The 20,362-nt window shown below is 64.5% G+C and carries 23 protein-coding genes and 1 tRNA gene; 10 read left to right on the top strand and 14 right to left on the bottom strand.

The genetic code is table 11. The features are described 5' to 3' along the window. Positions 1 to 26 precede the first annotated feature (26 nt). A tRNA-Ala gene (locus tag TSA1_RS04790) sits at positions 27 to 102 on the bottom strand. Between the two features lie 203 nt (positions 103 to 305). On the opposite strand from TSA1_RS04790, the gene TSA1_RS04795 reads away from it, so the two are divergent. From TSA1_RS04795 to folD, 3 genes are read left to right on the top strand one after another with little or no spacing between them, the layout of a single operon-like run. Beyond that, positions 306 to 596 (top strand): YggT family protein, encoded by a 291-nt coding sequence (locus TSA1_RS04795; protein ID WP_097660567.1) that lies wholly within the window; start codon positions 306 to 308, stop codon positions 594 to 596. A 14-nt stretch (positions 597 to 610) separates the two neighbouring features. Beyond that, the gene (locus TSA1_RS04800; RefSeq protein ID WP_100175342.1) at positions 611 to 967 is read left to right on the top strand and encodes a DUF167 domain-containing protein; all 357 of its coding nucleotides are present in this window, start codon (positions 611 to 613) and stop codon (positions 965 to 967) included. Positions 968 to 976: 9 nt separating this feature from the next. Then, positions 977 to 1,861, top strand: coding sequence for a bifunctional methylenetetrahydrofolate dehydrogenase/methenyltetrahydrofolate cyclohydrolase FolD (folD, locus tag TSA1_RS04805; protein ID WP_100175343.1), 885 nt, complete (start codon positions 977 to 979; stop codon positions 1,859 to 1,861). Between the two features lie 177 nt (positions 1,862 to 2,038). Here the strand turns inward: folD and ppa are convergent, their stop codons facing one another. Together ppa and TSA1_RS04815 are read right to left on the bottom strand one after the other, a co-directional pair. After that, a complete protein-coding gene (ppa, locus tag TSA1_RS04810) occupies positions 2,039 to 2,578 on the bottom strand; it encodes an inorganic diphosphatase (protein ID WP_100175344.1) in 540 nt (179 codons plus the stop codon). Positions 2,579 to 2,755: 177 nt separating this feature from the next. Next, positions 2,756 to 3,265 carry a GNAT family N-acetyltransferase gene (locus TSA1_RS04815; RefSeq protein WP_008136728.1) on the bottom strand — a complete coding sequence of 170 codons (510 nt, stop codon included), beginning with the start codon at positions 3,263 to 3,265 and terminating at the stop codon, positions 2,756 to 2,758. 268 nt (positions 3,266 to 3,533) lie between these two features. On the opposite strand from TSA1_RS04815, the gene TSA1_RS04820 reads away from it, so the two are divergent. Genes TSA1_RS04820 through TSA1_RS04835 form a run of 4 tightly spaced genes read left to right on the top strand, consistent with a single transcriptional unit; the run spans position 3,534 to position 6,632 of the window. Then, positions 3,534 to 4,433: a dienelactone hydrolase family protein gene (locus TSA1_RS04820; protein WP_100175345.1), complete on the top strand. Its 900-nt coding sequence runs from the start codon at positions 3,534 to 3,536 to the stop codon at positions 4,431 to 4,433. Continuing rightward, positions 4,430 to 4,897, top strand: coding sequence for a DUF2269 family protein (locus TSA1_RS04825; RefSeq protein WP_100175346.1), 468 nt, complete (start codon positions 4,430 to 4,432; stop codon positions 4,895 to 4,897). Before TSA1_RS04820 ends, TSA1_RS04825 begins: the two co-directional genes overlap by 4 nt. A gap of 8 nt (positions 4,898 to 4,905) precedes the next feature. Continuing rightward, positions 4,906 to 6,225 (top strand): SDR family oxidoreductase, encoded by a 1,320-nt coding sequence (locus TSA1_RS04830; protein WP_100175347.1) that lies wholly within the window; start codon positions 4,906 to 4,908, stop codon positions 6,223 to 6,225. Further along, the gene (locus TSA1_RS04835) at positions 6,225 to 6,632 is read left to right on the top strand and encodes a thiol-disulfide oxidoreductase DCC family protein (RefSeq protein ID WP_100175348.1); all 408 of its coding nucleotides are present in this window, start codon (positions 6,225 to 6,227) and stop codon (positions 6,630 to 6,632) included. The genes TSA1_RS04830 and TSA1_RS04835 overlap by 1 nt, the downstream gene beginning before the upstream one ends. 7 nt (positions 6,633 to 6,639) lie before the next feature. Here the strand turns inward: TSA1_RS04835 and TSA1_RS04840 are convergent, their stop codons facing one another. From TSA1_RS04840 to TSA1_RS04875, 8 genes are all read right to left on the bottom strand, one after another. Then, positions 6,640 to 7,467 carry a protein NO VEIN domain-containing protein gene (locus TSA1_RS04840; protein WP_100175349.1) on the bottom strand — a complete coding sequence of 276 codons (828 nt, stop codon included), beginning with the start codon at positions 7,465 to 7,467 and terminating at the stop codon, positions 6,640 to 6,642. 46 nt (positions 7,468 to 7,513) lie between these two features. Beyond that, positions 7,514 to 8,761 carry a flavin monoamine oxidase family protein gene (locus TSA1_RS04845; protein WP_100175350.1) on the bottom strand — a complete coding sequence of 416 codons (1,248 nt, stop codon included), beginning with the start codon at positions 8,759 to 8,761 and terminating at the stop codon, positions 7,514 to 7,516. 205 nt (positions 8,762 to 8,966) lie between these two features. Then, positions 8,967 to 10,793 carry a translational GTPase TypA gene (gene typA / locus TSA1_RS04850; RefSeq protein WP_100175351.1) on the bottom strand — a complete coding sequence of 609 codons (1,827 nt, stop codon included), beginning with the start codon at positions 10,791 to 10,793 and terminating at the stop codon, positions 8,967 to 8,969. A 239-nt stretch (positions 10,794 to 11,032) separates the two neighbouring features. Further along, positions 11,033 to 11,314 carry a hypothetical protein gene (locus tag TSA1_RS04855; protein WP_100175352.1) on the bottom strand — a complete coding sequence of 94 codons (282 nt, stop codon included), beginning with the start codon at positions 11,312 to 11,314 and terminating at the stop codon, positions 11,033 to 11,035. After that, positions 11,311 to 11,478: a hypothetical protein gene (locus tag TSA1_RS04860; protein ID WP_245448103.1), complete on the bottom strand. Its 168-nt coding sequence runs from the start codon at positions 11,476 to 11,478 to the stop codon at positions 11,311 to 11,313. Before TSA1_RS04860 ends, TSA1_RS04855 begins: the two co-directional genes overlap by 4 nt. Positions 11,479 to 11,528: 50 nt before the next feature. Further along, the gene (locus TSA1_RS04865; protein ID WP_100175354.1) at positions 11,529 to 12,974 is read right to left on the bottom strand and encodes a radical SAM protein; all 1,446 of its coding nucleotides are present in this window, start codon (positions 12,972 to 12,974) and stop codon (positions 11,529 to 11,531) included. Continuing rightward, a complete protein-coding gene (locus TSA1_RS04870; protein WP_100175355.1) occupies positions 12,971 to 13,687 on the bottom strand; it encodes a prolipoprotein diacylglyceryl transferase family protein in 717 nt (238 codons plus the stop codon). The genes TSA1_RS04865 and TSA1_RS04870 overlap by 4 nt, the downstream gene beginning before the upstream one ends. Before the next feature lie 209 nt (positions 13,688 to 13,896). Continuing rightward, complete coding sequence (locus TSA1_RS04875) at positions 13,897 to 14,661, bottom strand: Crp/Fnr family transcriptional regulator (RefSeq protein WP_100175356.1); 765 nt, start codon at positions 14,659 to 14,661, stop codon at positions 13,897 to 13,899. Between the two features lie 183 nt (positions 14,662 to 14,844). On the opposite strand from TSA1_RS04875, the gene TSA1_RS04880 reads away from it, so the two are divergent. Beyond that, the gene (locus TSA1_RS04880; protein ID WP_100175357.1) at positions 14,845 to 15,225 is read left to right on the top strand and encodes a response regulator; all 381 of its coding nucleotides are present in this window, start codon (positions 14,845 to 14,847) and stop codon (positions 15,223 to 15,225) included. A 4-nt stretch (positions 15,226 to 15,229) separates the two neighbouring features. Here TSA1_RS04880 and TSA1_RS04885 read toward each other — a convergent pair whose 3' ends face one another. From TSA1_RS04885 to TSA1_RS04895, 3 genes are all read right to left on the bottom strand, one after another. Continuing rightward, on the bottom strand, positions 15,230 to 15,943 hold the full coding sequence (locus TSA1_RS04885; RefSeq protein ID WP_100175358.1) for a hypothetical protein: 714 nt from the start codon (positions 15,941 to 15,943) through the stop codon (positions 15,230 to 15,232). A 111-nt stretch (positions 15,944 to 16,054) separates the two neighbouring features. Next, complete coding sequence (locus tag TSA1_RS04890; protein WP_100175359.1) at positions 16,055 to 17,590, bottom strand: alkaline phosphatase D family protein; 1,536 nt, start codon at positions 17,588 to 17,590, stop codon at positions 16,055 to 16,057. A 191-nt stretch (positions 17,591 to 17,781) separates the two neighbouring features. Further along, positions 17,782 to 19,227 (bottom strand): TAXI family TRAP transporter solute-binding subunit, encoded by a 1,446-nt coding sequence (locus tag TSA1_RS04895; RefSeq protein WP_100175360.1) that lies wholly within the window; start codon positions 19,225 to 19,227, stop codon positions 17,782 to 17,784. 152 nt (positions 19,228 to 19,379) lie between these two features. Here TSA1_RS04895 and TSA1_RS04900 point away from each other — a divergent pair, with 152 nt between their 5' ends. Then, the gene (locus TSA1_RS04900) at positions 19,380 to 19,670 is read left to right on the top strand and encodes a 4a-hydroxytetrahydrobiopterin dehydratase (RefSeq protein ID WP_100175361.1); all 291 of its coding nucleotides are present in this window, start codon (positions 19,380 to 19,382) and stop codon (positions 19,668 to 19,670) included. 101 nt (positions 19,671 to 19,771) lie between these two features. After that, positions 19,772 to 20,164, top strand: coding sequence for a YkvA family protein (locus TSA1_RS04905; protein WP_100175362.1), 393 nt, complete (start codon positions 19,772 to 19,774; stop codon positions 20,162 to 20,164). Positions 20,165 to 20,362 lie beyond the last annotated feature (198 nt).

The following is a 20,362-nucleotide window of genomic DNA, read 5'->3' on the forward strand; positions in this document are numbered from 1 at the left end:
CCACGCGGAGCCCGAAGGGCGAAGCGTGGTGGAGCCAGGCGGGATCGAACCGCCGACCTCGTCATTGCGAACGACGCGCTCTCCCAGCTGAGCTATGGCCCCTTTGCTGGCCGCTCTGGTAAACGCGGCCGACAACCGGGCGCCATTTAAGTCCCCGCCAAGGTCAAGTCAAGGACGGCTATAACCCGGTTTTAGCCATTCCGGCGCCGACTTCCCTTGTTTGGGCGGGGGGGAACCGATATCTAGCAAAAGGCGTCAATTCCGATCGCAGCCAAAGTCTTCAAAAGCCAGAGTCTTCAATAGCCATGCGTGCCGTTCTCGACATCGTCATCATCGTGCTCGACCTCTACGTCTGGCTGCTGATCGCGTCCGCGATCCTGTCCTGGCTGATCGCCTTCAACGTGGTGAACACCCGCAACCAGTTCGTGTCGGCGGTCGCTGAGTTCCTGTACCGGATCACCGAGCCGGTGTTGGCACCGATTCGCAATCTCCTGCCCAGTCTCGGCGGCCTCGACATCTCGCCGATCATCCTGATCCTGCTCATCATGTTCATCGAGCGGGTGATCCTGTACTACATCTATCCGAACGTGATCTGAGCGAGCCGGACGCCTTGGTCGCCAAAGACGCCTCCAGGGAACCTTGCAAGGAACCTTGGCGCTATTCGGCCGCAGGAATCAGCATCGCGCTGCGTGTGACGCCGCGCGGTGGCCGCGACGACATCGACGGGATCGAGCAACTGGCCGATGGCCGCAGCGTGCTCAAGGTGCGGGTGCGCGCGATCGCCGACGGAGGCGAGGCCAACAAGGCCGTTTTGGTGCTGCTGGCAAAGTCGCTTGGCGTCCCCAAGGCCAGCGTGAGGCTCCTGTCCGGAGCCACCTCGCGGCTGAAGCAGATCGCGGTCGATGGCGATCCGGCGCGGCTCGGCGATGCCCTGCGCCAGCTCGTTGCGGCCAAATCGACAGACTGAGGAGCTGACATGACCGCCAAGATCATCGATGGAAAAGTGATTGCCGCGGAGCTCCGTGCCCGCGTGGCCGACGAGGTTTCCCGCGTCAAGCGCGAGCACAATCTGGTGCCGGGCCTTGCGGTGGTCCTGGTCGGCAACGACCCCGCCAGCGAGGTCTATGTCCGCTCCAAGCACACCCAGACCCAGGCCGCCGGCATGGCTTCGTTCGAGCACAAGCTGCCGGCCGACGTGTCGCAGGCAGACCTGCTGGCGCTGGTCGCAAAGCTTAACCGCGATCCGGCTGTGCATGGCATCCTGGTGCAGCTGCCGCTGCCGAAGGGGCTGAACACGGAAGCCGTCATCAACGCCATCGACCCCGCCAAGGACGTCGACGGGTTGCACCCGAACAATGCCGGCCGGCTCGCAGGCGGATTTCAGGCGCTATCGCCCTGCACGCCGCTCGGTTCGATCATCCTGACCAAGAGCGTGCACGCCTCGCTCGAAGGCATGAACGCCATCGTGATCGGCCGCTCCAACCTGGTCGGTCGTCCGCTGGTGCAATTGCTGTTGAACGAGAACGCCACGGTGACGATCGCGCATTCGCGCTCGCGCGACCTGCCCGGGCTCGTGAAGCGGGCCGATCTCGTCTACGCCGCGGTCGGAAAGCCTGAGATGGTGCGCGGCGATTGGCTGAAGCCGGGCGCGACCGTGATCGACATCGGGATCAACCGAATTCCGAAGGAGGACGGCAAGACGCGCCTCGTCGGCGATGTCGCTTATCAGGAAGCGCTTGGAGTGGCCGGCGCCATCACGCCGGTGCCCGGCGGCGTCGGCCAGATGACGGTCGCCTGCCTCTTGGTGAACACGCTACGCGCGGCCTGCGCGATCGCGGGGCTGCCGAAGCCGGCGGTGTAGGTTTTCTTCACCTCGCCCCGCTTGCGGGGAGAGGTCGGATTGCGCTCGGCGATGCGAAGCATCGTCCGAAGCAATCCGGGTGAGGGGGACTCTCCGCGGGTCAGCCGTCACCGTTCTCGTGGAGAGTCCCCCTCACCCCAACCCTCTCCCCGCAAGCGGGGCGAGGGAGCAGAGGCGTCAGCCCTTCTTCTTTTTCTTCTCGCGATCCATGCCTTCGAGGATCAGCTTGTGCGCTTCCTCCGGGCCGCCCCAGCGCAGGATCTTCACCCATTTGCCTTTCTCGAGATCCTTGTAGTGCTCGAAGAAGTGCTGGATCTGCTGCAGCGTGATGTCCGGCAGGTCGGAGTACGATTTCACCTTGTCGTAGCGCTGCGTCAGCTTTGACGACGGCACTGCCAGGATCTTCTCGTCGCCACCGGCCTCGTCCTCCATGAACAGCACGCCGACCGGGCGGACGCTCATGACGGCGCCGGGAATGATGGCGCGGGTGTTGACGATCAGGACGTCGCAGGGGTCGCCGTCATCCGACAAAGTGTGCGGGATGAAGCCGTAGTTTCCGGGGTAACGCATCGGCGTGTACAGGAAGCGGTCGACCACCAGCGTGCCGGCCTCCTTGTCCATCTCGTACTTGATCGGTTCGCCGCCCACGGGGACTTCGATGAGGACGTTGACTTCCTGGGGTACGTTCTTCCCGATCGAGATCGCATCGATACGCATTCAAGGCTCCGTTGTTGCCGAGGTAAAATCGCGCCCGGCAGCGATTTTGGCGCTGTCATACGCGGGCTTGGCCCGCCGATCCATCGCGTTTTTGTGAAATAATGAATCCCGAAGTCACCGGCTCAAAGGCAGCGGTATCGACGGAAGGTTGGGGCTGCCGATCCAGCTTTCAGCAGCTCAATTGGTCCAGGCGAAGGCAACCTTGTCGAGCGACTTCGGTCCGAAGCGCTCCGACGAGCGCGCCACCATGCGGCCGCCCAGCGCCCGGTAGAACTCCGTCGCCGGGTCGTTGTCCGAGAGCGCCCACACCACCATGCTCTTCAGCCCGCTCTGCATCAGGTCGCGGCGGGCGGCGGCGAACAGGCGCCGGCCGAAGCCGAGGCCCTGGAATTCCGGGCGCAGGTAAAGCTCGTAGATCTCGCCGTCGAAATGCAGGCTACGGGCGCGGTTGCGACCGTAATTGGCGTAGCCCGCGATCTTGTCGCCGAACACGAGCACGCTGACGCGGCTGCCCTTGCGGATCGCGCTGTCCCACCATTGCGGGCCGCGGCGGTTGATGAGCTTCTCCAGCTCGGCGCCGGGAATGATGCCCTGATAGGCCGAGCGCCAGGCTTCGTCATGAGTTGACGCCACCGCAGTTGCATCTGCAGCTTTGGCCGGCCGGACCTCGATCAGGGTTGTGCTCATGGAGGCAATCAAACCAAGTCGCCGCGCTGGCGGCAAGACCTATCGTTAATTATCGGTTAACGTGTGGACTTTGTGCATCAGTATCTTAACCATGTTGTACCGAAAAAAGACAAGACGCCAGCTCCGAGGGCACCGGCGTGCCATGTGTCAGTGCAAAACTCCTGTTGCGGCAACGAATGAACGGCAATGGTGACGCAGTAAGCCCCGCCCAGAGTGATTCGCTCCTACGAGTGTCGCTGTCACTGTTCGTGTTCGCCTTCGGCCATTCATGCGGCTCTTCAAAACCATCGCACTGCTGCCTCTGCTGGCGCTGCTGACTGCGCCGCCTCTGTGCGCGCAGGTCTCGTTTGGCCCATCGGGCGAGGAGGGAGAACCGCTGCGCCGACAGGAGTGGCGCGTGCCGTCGCCGAATACCGACATCGCCGCGCATGCCCTGCTGTTTCGACCCGCCGGCGCGGGCCCGTTCCGACTCGCGGTGATCGCACACGCCTCGACGCAGAACGTCCTGCGTCGTGCGCAAATGCCGCAGCCGGAATATCGTCCGCTCGCCGCCCATCTCGTCGCGCGCGGTTTTGCCGTGCTGGTGCCGGAGCGGCTCGGCCATGGTGCGACCGGCGGCCGCTATGTCGAGGACCAGGGCGGATGTGACGAGGCGGACCATGCCCGTTCGGGCCGGGCGACGGCCGAGCAAATCCGGCTCGCGCTGGAGTTCTTGCGAATGCAGGATTTCATTCGCAAGGAAGCCGCGATCGTGATCGGCCATTCCGCCGGCGGCTGGGGCGCGCTGGCGCTCGCCGGTGCCGATCCGAAGACGATCTCCGCGATCACGGTGTTTGCCCCCGGGCGCGGCGGCCACGCCAATGACGAGCCGAACCGGATCTGCGCGCCACACACGCTGCTTGCCGCCGCAACGGAGTTCGGCAAGGCCGCGCGCATTCCCGTCACCTGGCTCGTCGCGGCCAATGACAGCTATTTCTCGCCGTCATTTTCGAAGAGTCTGGCTGATGCGTTTCGCGGGGCTGGCGGCAAGGTAAACCTGCGCATCCTGCCGGCCGCGGGCAGCGAGGGTCATTGGATGATCGAGAGTGAGGCCGGTGTCAAAGCCGCCGGCGGCGCGCTCGATCGCGTACTGAACCCGCCGAAGCCAGTGGCGACCAAGAAGCCATGACGCCGTATTTCCTGGTCAAGTTTCTGCATGTGCTCGGCGCGATCGTCATTCTCGGCACCGGAACGGGCATTGCGTTCTTCATGCTGATGGCGCATCGCACGAACGATGTGGCCTTCATCGCACGTACCGCATCGGTCGCGGTGATTGCGGATGCGATCTTCACGCTCTCCGCCGTGCTCCTGCAACCGGTCACGGGCGGCTTGCTGATGATGCTTTCGGCGACGCCGATCACCGAGCGCTGGCTGCTCGCCTCGCTCGCGCTCTTCTGCATCGCCGGCCTGTTCTGGATCCCCGTGGTGTTCATGCAGATCGAGATGCGCGATCTCGCGCGAAAGGCTGCCGAGCAACGCGTCGCCTTGCCGGAGCGTTACGTCGTCCTGTTTCGCCGCTGGTTCGCGTTCGGCTTCCCCGGCTTCGGCGCGACAATACTGATCCTGTGGCTGATGATCGCAAAACCGGTTTGAGAGACGCGATGGGTGAACGAATCATCTTGGTGCTCGGCGCCTCCGGCCTGATCGGCCGCTTCGTCACCGACGATCTCCGCGCGCGAGGCTTTCGCGTGGTCGGCGTGGCGCGCAGCCTGTCGCCGGCGCAGAGGATGAGTGCGCTGGATATCGAGCTGCCGATCCTCTCGCTCGATGCGGCAGCTCTGGCGCGGCTGCTGCGCGAGCATGCGGTGGATGTCGTCGTGAACTGCCTCGGCGTGCTCCAGGACGGCGCCGGCAGCGATACGGGCGCCGTGCACCGGGATTTCGTCACGCGATTGCTTGCGGCGATCGGTGGCAGCGGCCGTGCAATCCGGCTGGCGCACATCTCAATTCCCGGGGCCGCAGAAGCCGACCGCACCGCCTTTGCGACGACCAAGCGCGAGGCCGAGCGGCTGATCGAAGCCTCCGGCATTCCCCACGCGATCCTGCGGCCGGGTTTCGTGGTCGCGCCGTCAGCCTATGGCGGCAGCGCCATGCTCCGCGCGCTCGCCGCGTCTCCGCTCGATCTTCCGGCCAAGGAGATGGCGACGCCGTTCCAGCCCGTCGCGGTGGGGGATATTGCGGCGACCATTGCCTGGCTCGCCGCGCGCGACGTTGACGACGCTGCCGTGCAGGCGGTGAGCTGGGATCTGATGCAGGTCGAGCCGATCACCATGGCCGGGGTCATCAAGCCGTTTCGCCATGCGTTCGGCACGGCTGGCTGGCCGCGCATTGCGATGCCGTCGTTCATGCTGGACCTCGGCGCGAAGATCGGCGATCTCGCCAGCCATCTCGGCTGGATGCCGCCGATGCGCTCGACAGCCATCGCCGAGTTGCGCCGCGGCGTGCAAGGTGATCCCTCTGCCTGGATCGCCGCCACAGGCATCACACCGAAGACGACGGGCGAGACGATCGGCCGGCGTCCCGCCACCATCCAGGACAAATGGTTCGCGCGCCTGTTCCTGGTTAAGGCCCTGATCTTCGCGAGCCTGGTCGCGTTCTGGCTCGTCTCCGGCTTCATCGCGCTGTTCGTGTCGTATCGCGCCGCCGCCGGCATTTTGACCGCGCACAACTTTCCGCCCGCGCTGGTCGACCCCGTCACGACAGGCACCAGCCTGATGGACATGAGCATCGGCGTGCTGATCGCTTTCCGGCGCACGGCGGCGATCGGGCTCGTTGCGGGAATTCTCGCGTCGCTTGGTTATATGGTGGGTGCGGCGATCCTGACGCCGGACCTCTGGATCGAGCCGCTCGGCGCGCTGGTGAAGACGGGACCGGCGATCGTGCTGATGCTGGTCGCGCTGCTGATGCTGGATAATCGCTGATGAGCAAGTGGCCCGACGACGACGTGATCCTGTTCGACGGCGTCTGCATCTTCTGCTCGCGTTGGGTCCGCTTCGTGGCCAAGCGCGACACGGCGAAGCGGTTTCGGTTCACGCCGATCCAGTCGGATTATGGCGCGAAGCTCGCGCGCACGTTCGGCATCGACCCCGATGATCCCGATACGAACGCCGTCGTCCATGGCGGCGAAGTGTTCATGAAGTCGGACGCCGCGCTGACCGTGCTGTCGCTGCTTCCCGGCCGGGGCTGGGTGCGCGCGTTGTTCGTCGTGCCGAAACCGTTGCGTGATCCCCTCTACAGCCTCATCGCCCGCAACCGCTATCGCATCTTTGGGAAGTATGACGCCTGCTTCGTGCCCGATGCGGATTTGCGGGCGCGGGTGATCGAGTAGCTCCTCCTCAGGAGAACGATGCTTCGTAGTTGAGTGGAGAAAGGTGAACGAGGTTCTCCAATGGCGGCGTTAACTCGAACATTCGAGGGTGGGCTGAGAAATCAAAAACGCGGCAAAGTCGAAAGGCTTCAGGGCGCTCTGAAGCAAGAGATAGCTCGTTTCTTGTAATGTAAAACGGCGTGACGTCTGCGCCGACCGTTGTCTTCACTTCGAGCAAGCGTTCTCTACCCTGTGCGTCGAAAGAAAGTATATCGTAGCCTGCGCCGTCACCAAGTTCCTCAGAAATCCATCGGATTTTCTTGGCAAGATCGGGTCGTTCCAACTGAGTTAGTCTCTGGCGTTCGTGGTGGAAGACCAGCTCTTCTCCGTCGCGACCTAGTTTGCGGTTGCGGAAGTCGCGCTCGACCGGATTAAACTTACGGATCAGCCGTTCTATGTTTGCATTGTGCGGCGAAACCGGCAGCCGCGGCGGAGGCGCTCCCACAAACAGGCCTTGCCGCTCAGCCCATCCGTCCACGACCTTCTCGGGGTGCAAAGCAGTCGGATTTTGAGAAAGGTACCGGTCAATCGCCGCAACAATCGTGGCTTGATAGTTTTCGGCCGGGAAGTAGCCCCTGATGCTCGGCAGGCCCAGTTTGACCAGCACCGCTGAAATGTTCCGATGCTTGAATTCAACGGAGCTTTTGCTTCGATCGAGATCGTCTCTCAAAGCCCGATTGTGTGCAGCCTTGTTGTAGGTGGTGCCGGAAATCTCTTCGCCAAGCATGCTGAAATAGTCGGCGACGATGCGATCGAGCTCTTGGTCAGTCCAGTCTGGGTGTCCGCCACCGGCCATGCGCGGGAAAATGAACCAAATGGTTATGGGCGTCTAGTACCAGCGTTCACTTTGCGTCGAAGGTTGCCGCGAGCACTTCCTTCGCCGCCCGCTCGCCACTGTCCCTTGCCCCATGCGCGGTCGTGAAGAACTCCGGTGACGTCGCTTCGCCCGCGAAGAACAGCCGTCCATCCACCGGCGCGGCGAGCACGGCGCGGTCGCCGGCGTGGCCGGGGAGCGCATGTGAATACGATCCGCGGGCGAAGGGATCATGCGCCCAGCGCGATTCATACAGCGGCTTCAGCTTCCTGCGGATATCGTTGCCGAGGAATCCCGCGATCTCGTTGATCGCTTGCGCGGCGATGGCGCCTTCGCCGGAATCTTCCAGCGCGCGGGCGAAGCTGCCGCCGAAAAAGCCTTCGATGCAGGGCTGGCCGAATGGGCGGATGTGGTAGGTGCCCATCTCGGTGCGCATGGTGGCGCCGCGCAGATTTCCCTCTTTCGGAAAAGCTTCTGCATCGTCGAGCGCGAGCGTCACCTTGTCATCGACGCCGAGCGGCAGGCCTGCTGCGGCATTGACCTTGGGCGGCAGCGGCGGCGAAAAGCGGATCGTCTCATCGGCGATCAGATTGGTCGGGACCGTGACGACCACCTTGTCGGCGGTCAGCGTGCCCTGCGATGTCTCGATGCGGATGCGTTTGTCCGAATGATCGATCAGCGTGACCTTGCAGTCCAGTGCCACCGGGCAGGGCGCGCCATAGGCCGCGATCAACGCGCCATAGCCGCGGCGGACCCGCCAGTTGAGGTTCGTGTCCTCATAGGCGTCCCAGTCCAGCGTGGACATGTCCTTCAGTTCGCAGCCGTTGATGTAGGTCGAGATCGCGTCGATCATCGGATTCCAGCGATTGCCCGCCTCGAGGCTCCGGCTCGCGGGCTCGTCCGTGCCCCTTTGCGCGGCCCGCCAGAGGCGCTCGTAGAACGCGTCCATCGCGCGCATGAAATCGTCGCGCAGCTCCCGCGGAAACGCGTTGCCATAGGCGCGCTCGCGCCAGGGCGGCAGGTCCGTGTTGAGCTCGAAACCCAGCTGCCTTGCGATTGCGACGAAGGAATTCTTGTCGGCGGAGTGAAGCCAGCCGCAGCCGACGTCGAAGGTCACCTCGGGCGAGGCCTGCACCGTCCAGGCCCGGCCGCCGAGCCTGCTACGCGCCTCCAGCACGATCACCGCAAGACCGGAGCCCGCCAGCGCATGCGCCGCGCCGAGGCCGGCGGCCCCGGCGCCGATGATCGCGACGTCGACGGAGGAGGGGAAGGACATGGGTGGGCTCTAGCACGTTCGTGATACGCGCTGAAGCCGGACAGATATGCAGCTCTCGCGTCCCGGACGCGCCGCAGCGCGCTTGCGCTGCTGCGCAGAGCCGGGACCCAAGGTGATGGGCGGGCGATGACAGTGTCTGGGCCCCGGCTCAGCAGCGCATCACTATCGTGCTGCGCTGCGTCCGGGGCACGAGAGAGCGGCAGCCTTATGCCACCGCTTCCTTGGCCTTTTCCGCGCGCTTGCGCTCGTTCGGGTCGAGGTGCTTCTTGCGCAGGCGGATCGACTTCGGGGTCACCTCGACGAGCTCGTCGTCCTCGATATAGGCGAGCGCCTTTTCCAGGGTCATGCGGATTGGCGGGGTCAGGCGCACGGCTTCGTCCTTCGAGGTCGTGCGGATGTTGGTGAGCTGCTTGCCCTTGAGCACGTTGATCTCGAGATCGTTGTCGCGGGTGTGCTCGCCGACGATCATGCCCTTGTAGACCTTCCAGCCCGGCTCGATCATCATCGGGCCGCGGTCTTCCAGCTTGAACATGGCGTAGGCCACCGCTTCGCCCTGGTCGTTGGAGATCAGGACGCCGTTGCGGCGGCCCTGGATCTCGCCCTTGTACGGGGCGTAGCCGTGGAACAGGCGGTTCATGATCGCGGTGCCGCGGGTGTCGGTGAGCAGCTCGCCCTGGTAGCCGATCAGGCCGCGGGTCGGCGCGTAGAACACCAGGCGCAGGCGGTTGCCGCCGGACGGCTTCATCTCGACCAGCTCGGACTTGCGCTCGCTCATCTTCTGCACGACGACGCCGGAGTGCTCCTCGTCGACGTCGATCACGACTTCCTCGATCGGCTCCAAGGTGGTGCCGGTGGCTTCGTCCTTCTGGAACACGACGCGCGGACGCGACACCGAAAGCTCGAAACCTTCGCGGCGCATGGTCTCGATCAGAATCGCGAGCTGCAATTCGCCGCGGCCCGAGACTTCCATCGCGTCCTTGTCGGCGGCTTCCACCACGCGCAGCGCAACGTTGCCTTCGGCTTCGCGCAAGAGACGGTCGCGGATCATGCGGCTCGTCACCTTGTCGCCTTCGGTGCCGGCGAGCGGAGAGTTGTTGACGATGAAGGACATCGACACGGTCGGCGGATCGATCGGTTGGGCCGGCAGCGGCACCTCGACGGTCGGATCGCAGAAGGTGTCGGCGACGGTGCCCTTGGTCAGGCCCGCGATAGCGACGATGTCGCCGGCTTCGGCTTCATCGAGCGGGGTGCGCTCGAGACCGCGGAACGCCAGGATCTTGGTGATGCGCCCGGTCTCGACCAGCTTGCCGTCGGCGTTCAGCACCTTGACCTGCTGGTTCGGCTTGAGCACGCCGGAGGAGATGCGGCCGGTGATGATGCGGCCGAGATAGGGGTTGGCTTCGAGAATGGTGCCGATCATCCTGAACGGACCTTCCTCGACCTTGGGCGGTGCGACGTGGCGCAGGATCAGGTCGAACAGCGGCTCCATGCCCTTGTCCTTCGGACCCTCCGGGCTGTCGGCCATCCAGCCCTGCTTGGCCGACCCGTAGAGGATCGGGAAGTCGAGCTGCTCTTCGCTGGCGTCGAGCGCCGCGAACAGGTCGAACACCTCGTTGATGACTTCGGTCGGGCGCGCGTCGGGACGGTCGACCTTGTTGATGACGACGATCGGCTTGAGGCCGACCTTGAGCGCCTTGGAGACCACGAACTTGGTCTGCGGCAGCGGGCCTTCGGCGGCGTCGACCAGCACCAGCGCGCCGTCCACCATGTTCAGGATGCGCTCGACCTCGCCGCCGAAATCGGCGTGGCCGGGGGTGTCGACGATGTTGATGCGGGTGTCCTTCCACTGCACCGAGGCGGCCTTCGCCAGAATGGTGATGCCGCGCTCGCGCTCCAGGTCGTTGGAGTCCATGGCGCGATCGGTCACCTTCTGGTTCTCGCGGAACGTGCCGGACTGCTGGAGGAGTTTGTCGACCAGGGTCGTTTTGCCGTGGTCGACGTGGGCGATGATGGCGACGTTACGAAGGTTCATGAGTGAGCTTCTTTGCGGTCGAACAATGGGTTAAGCGCGATCTCGCCGGTCGGACCGGGACCTCTTCTCGAAACAACGCTGGAAGACTGGAAACGGGGCGCTTTCCGCCCAAAAAGGGAAGCCCGGCCATATCGACCGGGCACCCTGTGCGTTGCGGCGCAATATATGCAAAAACCGCCAAAAAACAATGTGTTCTTTGGGCCTTGGTTGACTGAATTTTGTCCGGGAATCTCCGGGGCTTAGCGATCGTTTCGGATAGGCGGGGCCTTTCGCCCCTTGATTGCCGCCCAGATCAGGGCGACGCCGCCGATGCCAACGACCAGCCCCAGGAAGACCAGCGGCGCGATGTCGGAGTCGATCTTGCCTCCATCGGATATGGAGATGCCGCCGAACAGCAGGGCGCACAGGCCGGGCAGCAGGAGGATAATGCCCGAGATGACCATGAACGCGGTCAGGCAGCCGCTGCGCTGTTGCGGTTTCTGCGGAGGCACTGCTGGTGGAGGGGTGCTGGAATCGCTCATGGTCTCTTTCTCGCGGCCCTGATCAGCATCACGCCGGCAAATGCCACCAGCAATGTGAGGGCGAGGATAGGGATGAAACGGTTGTCGAGGTGGGGCGACGAGTCGGCGACAAAAATCAAGGCGCAGATGCCGGGCAGCAGCAGGATCACCCCGAACATCACCATGAGCGCAGTGACGCATCCACTTCGCGACGGTGGAGGTGAAGGCGTCTCGCTCAACGAGGCATCTCCTCGCGCTGCTTGGCTTCCCGATAAGTTTCTCCGGCCAGCTCCGCGCGGATGCCGTCGATCTTTCCGTCGCGGTAGAACAGATTGTAGGTGTCGAACGGAATGATCGACCCCTGCTCGGTCACGAAATGGATGCAGCTGCGCTTGACGTTGCCCACGCAGAAATTGAAGCGGTCGAGAAACTGCACGATGGTGACGCGGAAGACGTTTTCGTAAGACAGCCCGTCCGGCACCTGAAAGCTCGGCAGGCAGCACAAGAGCTCGCAGACGCGCTCGGACGTGTTGAGCGGGCCCGACGACAGCGAGAACAGATCGACGAATTTCTCCCGCAGCACCGGGTATTTCTCCGGACTGATGGTGTTGGGCATCACCGCGACCAGCTGCTCCTGTGGGATCAGCGAGGTCAGCGGTAGCACCTTCTCACCGTTGCGCAGGCCGTAGCCGATCGAGATGCTCTCGGGGTTGCAGGGCAGCGGGATCATGTCCTTGTCGCCGAACACGCCGGTCTCGATCACGCGCTTGCGGATCTCCGACAGCATGATGCGATCGGTCTTCCCATCGAAATTATCGTTGCGGCCGGCGTCCTGCACCGGCTGCAGCGTCACGCCGCGCACGCATGTCCAGGTCAGCGCGTGGCGGACGATGTCGCCGATCTCGGCATCGTTGACGCCGCGCTTGATGGTTGCGACCAGCGTGGTCGAGACGCCGTAATGTTCGAGATTTTCCAGCGCCTGCTGGCGGATCTTGCGTAGATCGGCGCCGCGCAGGTCGATCAGCGCATCGCGCTGCATTGAATCGAACTGGAGATAGACCTCCAGCCCGCGCCTGTTCTCGGCGAGCCGCGCCACGAAATCCTTTTCGCGCGCGATGCGCAGGCCGTTGGTGTTGATCATGACGTGGCGGATCGGGCGGGCGCGCACCGCCTCCAGGATCGCGAAGAAATCCGGATGCAGCGTCGGCTCGCCGCCGGAGATTTGCACGAGATCGGGCTCGCCTTCGCTGGCCACCAGCGCGTCCAGCATCTTCTCGACGGTCGCGAGCGGGGTGAATTTCGTTCGCGCGGGCGAGGATTCGGCGAAGCAGACCGGGCAGGTGAGATTGCAGTGCTCGGTGATCTCGATCAGCGCCAGGCAGGAATGCTGCTCGTGGTCGGAACAGAGCCCGCAATCGTAGGGGCAGCCGAACTCGGTGCGCTGCTGGAATTGCAGTGGCCGGTCGCCGGGCTTGATGAAGTCCTTGCACAGCCGCCAATAGGCGGCATCCGTCGACACCAGCGTCGATTGGACGCCGTGCTCCCGGCAGCGCTTTTCGTACCAGACCTCGTTGTCCAGAATCTGGATCTTGGTCGGCACCAGCTTCAGGCAGGTCTCGCAGAGAGATTGGGTCTGGCCCCAGAAAATATAGGGACGCGACTTACGCAACGGCGCGTTCATGCAGGTAACTCATTTTGCAAGCGTCTCGCTTTGGGCGCCGTCGCCAGCATGACGCCGGCATAGAGCAGGATGGACAGCGACAGCAGGTGAAACAGGGAGAGGGGGCCGATCAGCGTGCCGTAGGGCTTGAGGAATTCCCACAGGAAGCGTTGCGCTCCGTAAAAGGCGAGAGCCAGGTAGAAGCCATTGGTGATCACAAAGGCGTTTCGGTTCAAGATAGCCAGCACATAGGCAAGCGCGAATATGGCCATGGCCGCGCTTTCGTAGAGCTGCACGGGATGGCGAAGAACGCCGTCGCCGAAATCATGCCCGAAGGGCAGCGCCGTCGGCGTGCCATAGGTGAAGTCGTCGAGGCCAGCGAAATAGCAGCCGAGCCGCCCGATCGCGATGCCGACGGCCAGCGGCAGCGCAAACCGTGCGCCGGTGCGTAAGGCGATGCCGGCCGTCCGTTTGTAGAGCTCGATCGCCACGATGCCGCCGGCCAGCGCGCCCTCCACCGAGCGCGCGATGCCGCTCTGACCCGACAGCCACAGATTGGCGGAGCCGAACAGATAGGCGCCAAGGCCGGCGCCGAACACCAGCGCGGCGAGATAGGGCAGCTCGAAGGATTGCGCCGGAAACTGCAGGCGCTGTCGCGACAACCACCAGACGGCCGCGGCCGCCGCCAGCCACGCCGCGATGTCGAAGATGGTGTGAAGGAAGACCCCGCTCATGCCGGGAGACTATAGCACGGTCGCGTTCAAACGCCCGCGCTGCGCATGATTGCGCCCTCTCCCCTTGTGGGAGAGGGCATCGCCGCTTTGGCCACAAGCTCGTTGGGGTGAGGGGTCTCTCGCACCGAGGCGAGCTCGCTGAGAGAACCCCTCATCCGGCGCTTCGCGCCACCTTCTCCCACAGGGGGAGAAGGAAGAAGCGAGACTCGCTACCCGGCCTCCCGCTCCTCGCTCGGGTAGACGCCGCGCAACACCTCCTCGAAATGCATCTTCACCGCGTCGTTGCACAGGCAGGCGCGCAGCTTCAGGCCGTCGCGGTTGAGAACCAGGATCGATCCGCGCCGCGTGTCGAGGATCCGCTCGGCCTTGAACGACTGCAGCACGCGGCTGGCGTAGCTGCGGCCAACGCCGAGCAGCGTCGCAAGCTGCTCGTGGGTCAGCGGCACGCTGCTCTCGTCGCCGGTCCGCTCCATTGCCGCCAGGATCCATTTGGCGGTCCGCTGCTCGATCGAATGGATCGCGTTGCAGGCGGTCGACTGGAAGATCTGCGCCAGCAGGCAGTCGGCGTAGCGGGCGAAGATGTTGCGCAGCGAGGCCGAGCGCAGCTTGGCCGCTTCCAGCTTGGCGACGTGGATACGCGCGAACGGCCCGCCGAATTTCACGCAGATCCGGGTGTAGGCGGGCAGGAAGCCCTCGCTGACGATGCCTCCTACCGCGCCCTCGCGGCCGACCAGGATGGTTTCGACGTCGCGGCCGTCCTCGTTGGGAACGAGAAAGGTCGCGAGCGCCGGCCCGCAGGGAAAGTGCACGACCTGGACGTCGTCGCCGGGATTGTAGAGCAATTGCCCGGCGGCGGCGTCCTCGATGGCGACGTGCGGTGCGAGCAACGCATAATCCGCGTGGCTCAGGCGCCGCAACAGATTGTTGGCCGGCCGGCTTTCGACCTCGGTTGTCTTGCCAATACGCGCGTCCATCCTGAGCTCCCCGTCCTCCTTCCGACCTTAACGAGTTCCGTCCATCCTTTGTGTGCACAAGTGGACAGACTGGAGAACGGCGATGTGGTGGGTTTCGTTCCGGGAACCCTCCGATGCGCTGGGCGCAGGCATCGTGTCGCGGCAGTCCTGATCCCGCAAAAACCCCACATTGAAGATCTGATCATGACATCCGCACCTCCCGATGGCTCCGGCCGGCCGGCCAACGTCTTGATCGTCGAGGACGACCCGATCATCGCGATCGATTTCGAGGACCGGCTGCTCGGTTTCGGGGTGACCAGCGTGCGCACCGTCGGGTCGGTGACCCAGGCGCTGGACGCCATCGCGCTAAAAGCGCCCGACTTCGCCCTGCTCGACGTCGAGCTGATCCGCGAGACCAGCTTTGCGGTGGCCGAGCGGTTGGTCTCGCTGAAGATTCCGTTCGTCTTCGTCACCGGCTACGGCGCCGAAGCGCGCATCCCGGCCGAATTTGCCGGCCAGCCGCGTTTGCAGAAGCCCTGTTCGAGCGACGCACTTGAGGCGTCGTTGCGTACGCGCAATCCCTGACGTCTCACTTGCCGGAGCGGATGCAGAGTGCGGCGAGGTCGTCTTCGACGCCGCGGAAATACGTATGCGGAAGCGGTGGCGGTGACGTGATCCTGCCGGTCGCGGCTCGCTGGGCGAAGGCAGCTTGCTCCGACAATTCCAGGAAGCGCTTCAGCGCGGACGATTTGGACTTCGCGACAAATCGTTCCAGCGCGTCCTCGGTCGCTCCGATCGGATTGCGATCGAGCAATTCCTTGTTGCCGGTCGCGACAGGGGAGACCGCGCCGAGCTTGATCCCGCTGATCAAGACGTAGCGGTCGAAATGCTCGAAGACCAGATCGAGGACCTTGGCCTGTCGCATCGGCTGCTCGATTGCGAGAAATCGTTTGACGTCTGCATTGCGTTCGAGGCGTTCCCGTTCGGTGGCGCCGGGAAACGGATTGGCGGCGTTTTGCTGATCGATGAGGGCGCCCGTGCTCTCGAACATGCGCGTGCCCCATGAGAGGATGATGTCGTGGCCGCGAGGCTCGAGCTGATCGGCCGCAAGCCCCTTCTCCGCCAGGCATGAGGGATCGGCGCTGGTGCGTAACGCCTTGCCGAGCTCGATGGTCAGCGCCTTGCCATAAGGCGATGCGAAAGCCTCGCGCACCAGCGCGGCCCTGTCCTGGCTCCGCGCCGATGTCGGGGACGCCGCGCTCAGCAGGAGTGCGATGACGAGGGTTCGGCGGCTGAACAGCACGGATCAACTCGAAAATGGCTTGGGCGGCATCAGTCCCGTGAAAATGCGCGGGCCTGCAATGGTCGTCCGGGCCGGCCGGATGGTTCATCGCCATCCGGCTCCAAGTTGGACTTAGGCGCGCTTCGGATCGAGCGTGGTCGACCACAGCGCGACGTCGGCGCGGTCGCGCAAGGTCACGATCATCTGGCCCGAGGCGCCGTCGATCTTGACGTGACCGAAGAACTGCATGCCGGCGGACGGCGGCAGATTCTGGTTATCCTTGCCCGGCGCCTTGACGAAGCGCACCTCGGGTCCAAAGGTGTTGTCGAGCGCGGCTGGACCGAACGTACCCGCATGCAGCGGACCCGCGACGAATTCCCAGAACGGCTCGAAGTCCTGGAATTGCGCCTTGTTCGGATCGTAATAATGCGCGGCGGCGTAGTGCACGTCCGCCGTCAGCCACACCGTGTTGCTGATCGGCGCCGTCCTGATGAAGCGCAGGATGTCGGCGATCTCGAACTCGCGGCCGCGCACCGGGCCGTCGCCTTGCGCGAAGGCCTCCGAGCCGGCCGCGTCTGACACGATGAGACTAAGTGGCATGTCGGAGGCGATCACCTTCCAGGTCGCGCGCGAATTGAGCAGGCCGCGCTTGAGCCAGGCGATCTGGTCCGGTCCGAGGAAGTGGCTGGCGGGGCCGTACGCGGTTTCGAGATTGGGGCCGTTCGGGCCGCGATAGCTGCGCTCGTCGAGCATGAACACGTCGAGATGCGGGCCGTAGGAGATCTGGCGACAGATCCGGCCAGGCTCGTTGATGCTCTCGCGCAGCGGATACATCTCGTGGAAGGCGCGCGCGCCGCGCGCGGCGAGCAGCGCGATGTTGCGTTCCTTGTAGGCTGCCGGCAATTCCTTCGACAGCGACCAATTGTTGGTCACCTCGTGGTCGTCCCACTGCACGAAGATCGGCACCTCGGCATTGAAGGCGCGGAGATTGTCGTCGGTGAGATTGTATTTGTGCGCGGCGCGGTACTCGTCCAGCGTCTCGGCGACCTTGGCCTTCTCGGGGATGGTGACGTTCCTCCAGATCTTGCCGTCGGCGAGCTTCACCTCGGATGCAATCGGGACGTCCGCGTAGATGGTGTCGCCCGAATGCAGGAAGAAATCCGGCTTGTGCTTGCGCATGGTGGAGAAGGTGACCATGCCGCCGTCGTCCGGGTTGATGCCCCAGCCCTGGCCTGCGACGTCGCCGCCCCAGACGAAGCTGACGTCGCGGCGGTCGGCCGGCGCGGTGCGGAAACGGCCGACGACCGGCTCGCCCTCGATGGCGCTGTGCGAGAGGTCGCGGAAGCGGATCCGGTAGAAGATGTCCTGGCTGGCAGGCAGGTGCTCCAGCAGCATCTTTGCGGTGAAGTCGCTCTCGGGGAGCGCCGTGATCGGCGGCAGCGCACGGGCATCCCTGAACGTATCGGTCGTCGCCACCTCGACCAGCATCTGCGCGGGCCGGTCGGTACGCGCCCACACCACGCCGCCATCGATCGTGACGTCACCCGACTGGACGCCATGCGTCACCGCCGGCCGATCGGCTGCGCGCGACAGATAGGGCATCGCGATGGTGCCGAGCGCACCGGCGCCGGTGGCGAGGAAGCGGCGGCGGGAGAATGTGATGTTCATGTAGATTTACTCCGACCCCGAGCTTGCAAGAAGGCCGGCATTCCGGGGCGCGCCGTCAGGCGCGAACCCGCAATCCAATTCTCCTCGCGAACGCGGCGCGATGGATTCCGGGTTCGACGCTTCGCATCGCCCCGGATGACGGAGGGAGCTATAGTGCGCCAATGTGACGCAGCAATTACGCGCGCCTGCGCCTACGCGTTGCCCGCGGCCCTGAACTGGGCCGTTGCGCGTTGCAGGTTTTGCGGCAGGCTGAACAGGACCGCCTTGCGGTCGGCGACGGCGGCATGGAACTGATCCAGTGCGATGTTGAAGGCCGTGAGCGAGCCCTCCTCGATCGCGCCGTGATCGAAGCAGCGTAGCGTATCGCGCAGGATCTCGTCGGCCTCGGCCTGCATCTGGTCGAGCTCTTCGGTCGTCTCGCTCTTGCGCGCGGCGGCGATCATGTCGAGCAGCCGCTCGCGCAGATGGCTGTTGTTGTCGCGCTCGTCCTTCTTCAGATAGCCGGCGAACCAGGCGCCGATCGAGCCCATGGCGGAGAGCGCCATCAGGCCCCACCAGATGTAATCGCTGTATTTGTCGAGGAAGGTCTTTTCCTCGCCGTCGACGAAGGCGGCGGCGCCGGGGTGCACCGGGATCACCGCATCCTTGTCGGTGTCGGGCGTCTCGATCTTCGCCGCGAGCGGGAATTCCGTCACCAATTGCTGGCGCACGGCGAACAGCTGGCGCGTGAACGCCGCGATGGTGGTTTCGGACACGCCCTTGCGCGCCACGATGTGGTGCGAGAAACTGATGGTCTTGACCTCGTCCTCGGGCCGGGCGGGCGAGCCGCCATAGGTGCCGGCGGGGATCTCGGACGCTTCGTAGATCGGATGGTTCTGCGCGATTGCATCCGCCGAATCGATCGCGATGAAGCTGGGCGCGCCGAAATCCTTGATGGAGGCGGCGATCGCATCCGCCGTGATCTTGCTGTTGACGGGGCCCGCCGCGAGATAGACGTCGGCCTTCTGGCCCTTGATCGCCTCGGCAACTTCGTTGGCCGGGAATTGCACGATCTCGACCTTGGCGGGATCGACGCCGTATTGCTGCAGGATGACCTTGAGCAGATTGACGTTGGCCTGGGTCCGGCCGACCACGCCGACGCGATGGCCGGCGAGCTGCGAGATTTTGGTGATCTTCGAGCCCCGCTTCTTGCCCTTGCCCGGGACCGACCACAGCACCACGACGTTCTTGCGCAGGGTCGCGACCGCTTGCGCGTTCTTGGGCACGTCGAGGTCGCCGCGCACGATGGCGAGATCGACCTTGCCTTCGGCCAGCGCGTTTGCGCTGGCTGTGGCGCCGTCAGTCTGGATCGGCCGCAGCCGTACCTGGCCCTTGCTCTGCGTGAAGGCCTGCGTCAGCGCCTGCACGACCTTGACGTCATCGCTGTTGGCGGGACCCACCGCGATCTTCAGCGTCACCGGCCGCATCGCGAAGTAATAGGCGCCGGCGAGCGCGCCGACGACCGCAAGCACGAATGCAAGTGACACCAGCGCCGTCTTCCGCGCCGCGGATCGCGGCGAAGGCGGAGGGGGCGCTTCGGCCAGGTCCAATCCCCCGGTCATCGATCTCCCAAACAGGCGCTTGAGGCTCAGTTTCATCTTGGCCGGCGATTTACGCCCGCAATTGTAGCAAATTTCTTGTCCGCCGGGGTTACATCTCCGTCATGGTTAGCGGATGACGGAAATCCCGTATGAACCCGGGCCATATGCACGGTGTTAGGGTAAAGTTCCCCTGAAGGACGGAGAGGACCATGGCAGAACGGCTTTCGGCGGAGGGGCGCGGGCAGGCGCTCGGCGGACTGGCGGGTTGGAGCGAGGTTCAGGGCCGGGATGCCATCGGGAAAACCTTTATCTTCAAGGATTTCAACGAGGCGTTTGGCTTCATGAGCCGCGTCGCGCTGGTCGCCGAAAAGATGGATCACCACCCCGAATGGCGCAACGTCTACAAGACGGTGGAGGTGGTGCTGTCGACCCACGACGCCGGCGGCGTCACGGCGCTCGACGTGGCGCTGGCCAAGACGATGAACGCGATCGCAGGCTGAGACCGGCGGACGTCTTGCAGGGACCGGCCACATCCCCATCTTGTGATCAGCCGGGATGCGGCGATGCGCCGCCTCGGGGCTGAACGGGGAGTTTGTCGAACATGGCTGCCGAACACAGCGTCGGTTTCGAGCCGGCCGATCGGCTCGCGGAAGATCGCGAGAGCGTGCGCCGCCGCTTCTGGCGCAAGCTGAAGCGCGTCGTCGGCCATCTGCCGTTCGCCGAAGACCTGCTCGCCGCTTATTACTGCGCGTTCGACCGGCAGACGCCGCGCCATGTCCAGGCCGCGCTGCTTGGCGCGATCGCCTATTTCATCCTGCCGTTCGACTTCGTCGCCGACGTGATGCCGGTGCTCGGCTTTGCCGACGACGCCGCGGTGCTGGCCACCGCCATTCGCATGGTCTCCGGCCACATCACGAACGAGCATCGTGAAGCCGCCCGCGCCGCGCTGAAGCGCGGGGTGGACGAGGGCAACTCCGAAGCGGAAGCAGCGTAGCGGCTGTCGCCGCGCATTCCGCTGTCATTCCCCGCGTTGTGCGCAATTGCGCACTGGAGCGGGGAATCCAGTACGCCGCGGCTTATCGGGGCCAGCCGCGCCGCCTCTGGATACTGGGTCGCCCGGTCAAGCCGGGCGATGACAGTGAGTGTGTGGATGGCATTCGCTCAAGCCACCGTCATTGCGAGCGAAGCGAAG

Origin of the sequence: Bradyrhizobium nitroreducens (genome assembly GCF_002776695.1) — a bacterium.
Classification (GTDB): Bacteria; Pseudomonadota; Alphaproteobacteria; order Rhizobiales; family Xanthobacteraceae; genus Bradyrhizobium; species Bradyrhizobium nitroreducens.

Excerpts from the sequence above, each read along its gene's own strand:
- TSA1_RS04890 (WP_100175359.1), bottom strand. The coding sequence starts at position 17,590 with ATGAACATCACATTCTCCCGCCGCCGCTTCCTCGCCACCGGCGCCGGT.
- TSA1_RS04835 (WP_100175348.1), top strand. The coding sequence starts at position 6,225 with ATGAGCAAGTGGCCCGACGACGACGTGATCCTGTTCGACGGCGTCTGC.
- TSA1_RS04860 (WP_245448103.1), bottom strand. The coding sequence starts at position 11,478 with ATGGTGATGTTCGGGGTGATCCTGCTGCTGCCCGGCATCTGCGCCTTG.
- TSA1_RS04815 (WP_008136728.1), bottom strand. The coding sequence starts at position 3,265 with ATGAGCACAACCCTGATCGAGGTCCGGCCGGCCAAAGCTGCAGATGCA.
- TSA1_RS04880 (WP_100175357.1), top strand. The coding sequence starts at position 14,845 with ATGACATCCGCACCTCCCGATGGCTCCGGCCGGCCGGCCAACGTCTTG.
- typA (WP_100175351.1), bottom strand. The coding sequence starts at position 10,793 with ATGAACCTTCGTAACGTCGCCATCATCGCCCACGTCGACCACGGCAAA.
- TSA1_RS04855 (WP_100175352.1), bottom strand. The coding sequence starts at position 11,314 with ATGAGCGATTCCAGCACCCCTCCACCAGCAGTGCCTCCGCAGAAACCG.
- TSA1_RS04900 (WP_100175361.1), top strand. The coding sequence starts at position 19,380 with ATGGCAGAACGGCTTTCGGCGGAGGGGCGCGGGCAGGCGCTCGGCGGA.
- TSA1_RS04895 (WP_100175360.1), bottom strand. The coding sequence starts at position 19,227 with ATGAAACTGAGCCTCAAGCGCCTGTTTGGGAGATCGATGACCGGGGGA.
- TSA1_RS04795 (WP_097660567.1), top strand. The coding sequence starts at position 306 with ATGCGTGCCGTTCTCGACATCGTCATCATCGTGCTCGACCTCTACGTC.
- TSA1_RS04870 (WP_100175355.1), bottom strand. The coding sequence starts at position 13,687 with ATGAGCGGGGTCTTCCTTCACACCATCTTCGACATCGCGGCGTGGCTG.
- ppa (WP_100175344.1), bottom strand. The coding sequence starts at position 2,578 with ATGCGTATCGATGCGATCTCGATCGGGAAGAACGTACCCCAGGAAGTC.
- TSA1_RS04825 (WP_100175346.1), top strand. The coding sequence starts at position 4,430 with ATGACGCCGTATTTCCTGGTCAAGTTTCTGCATGTGCTCGGCGCGATC.
- TSA1_RS04845 (WP_100175350.1), bottom strand. The coding sequence starts at position 8,761 with ATGTCCTTCCCCTCCTCCGTCGACGTCGCGATCATCGGCGCCGGGGCC.
- TSA1_RS04840 (WP_100175349.1), bottom strand. The coding sequence starts at position 7,467 with ATGGCCGGTGGCGGACACCCAGACTGGACTGACCAAGAGCTCGATCGC.
- TSA1_RS04830 (WP_100175347.1), top strand. The coding sequence starts at position 4,906 with ATGGGTGAACGAATCATCTTGGTGCTCGGCGCCTCCGGCCTGATCGGC.
- TSA1_RS04865 (WP_100175354.1), bottom strand. The coding sequence starts at position 12,974 with ATGAACGCGCCGTTGCGTAAGTCGCGTCCCTATATTTTCTGGGGCCAG.
- folD (WP_100175343.1), top strand. The coding sequence starts at position 977 with ATGACCGCCAAGATCATCGATGGAAAAGTGATTGCCGCGGAGCTCCGT.
- TSA1_RS04875 (WP_100175356.1), bottom strand. The coding sequence starts at position 14,661 with ATGGACGCGCGTATTGGCAAGACAACCGAGGTCGAAAGCCGGCCGGCC.
- TSA1_RS04820 (WP_100175345.1), top strand. The coding sequence starts at position 3,534 with ATGCGGCTCTTCAAAACCATCGCACTGCTGCCTCTGCTGGCGCTGCTG.
- TSA1_RS04905 (WP_100175362.1), top strand. The coding sequence starts at position 19,772 with ATGGCTGCCGAACACAGCGTCGGTTTCGAGCCGGCCGATCGGCTCGCG.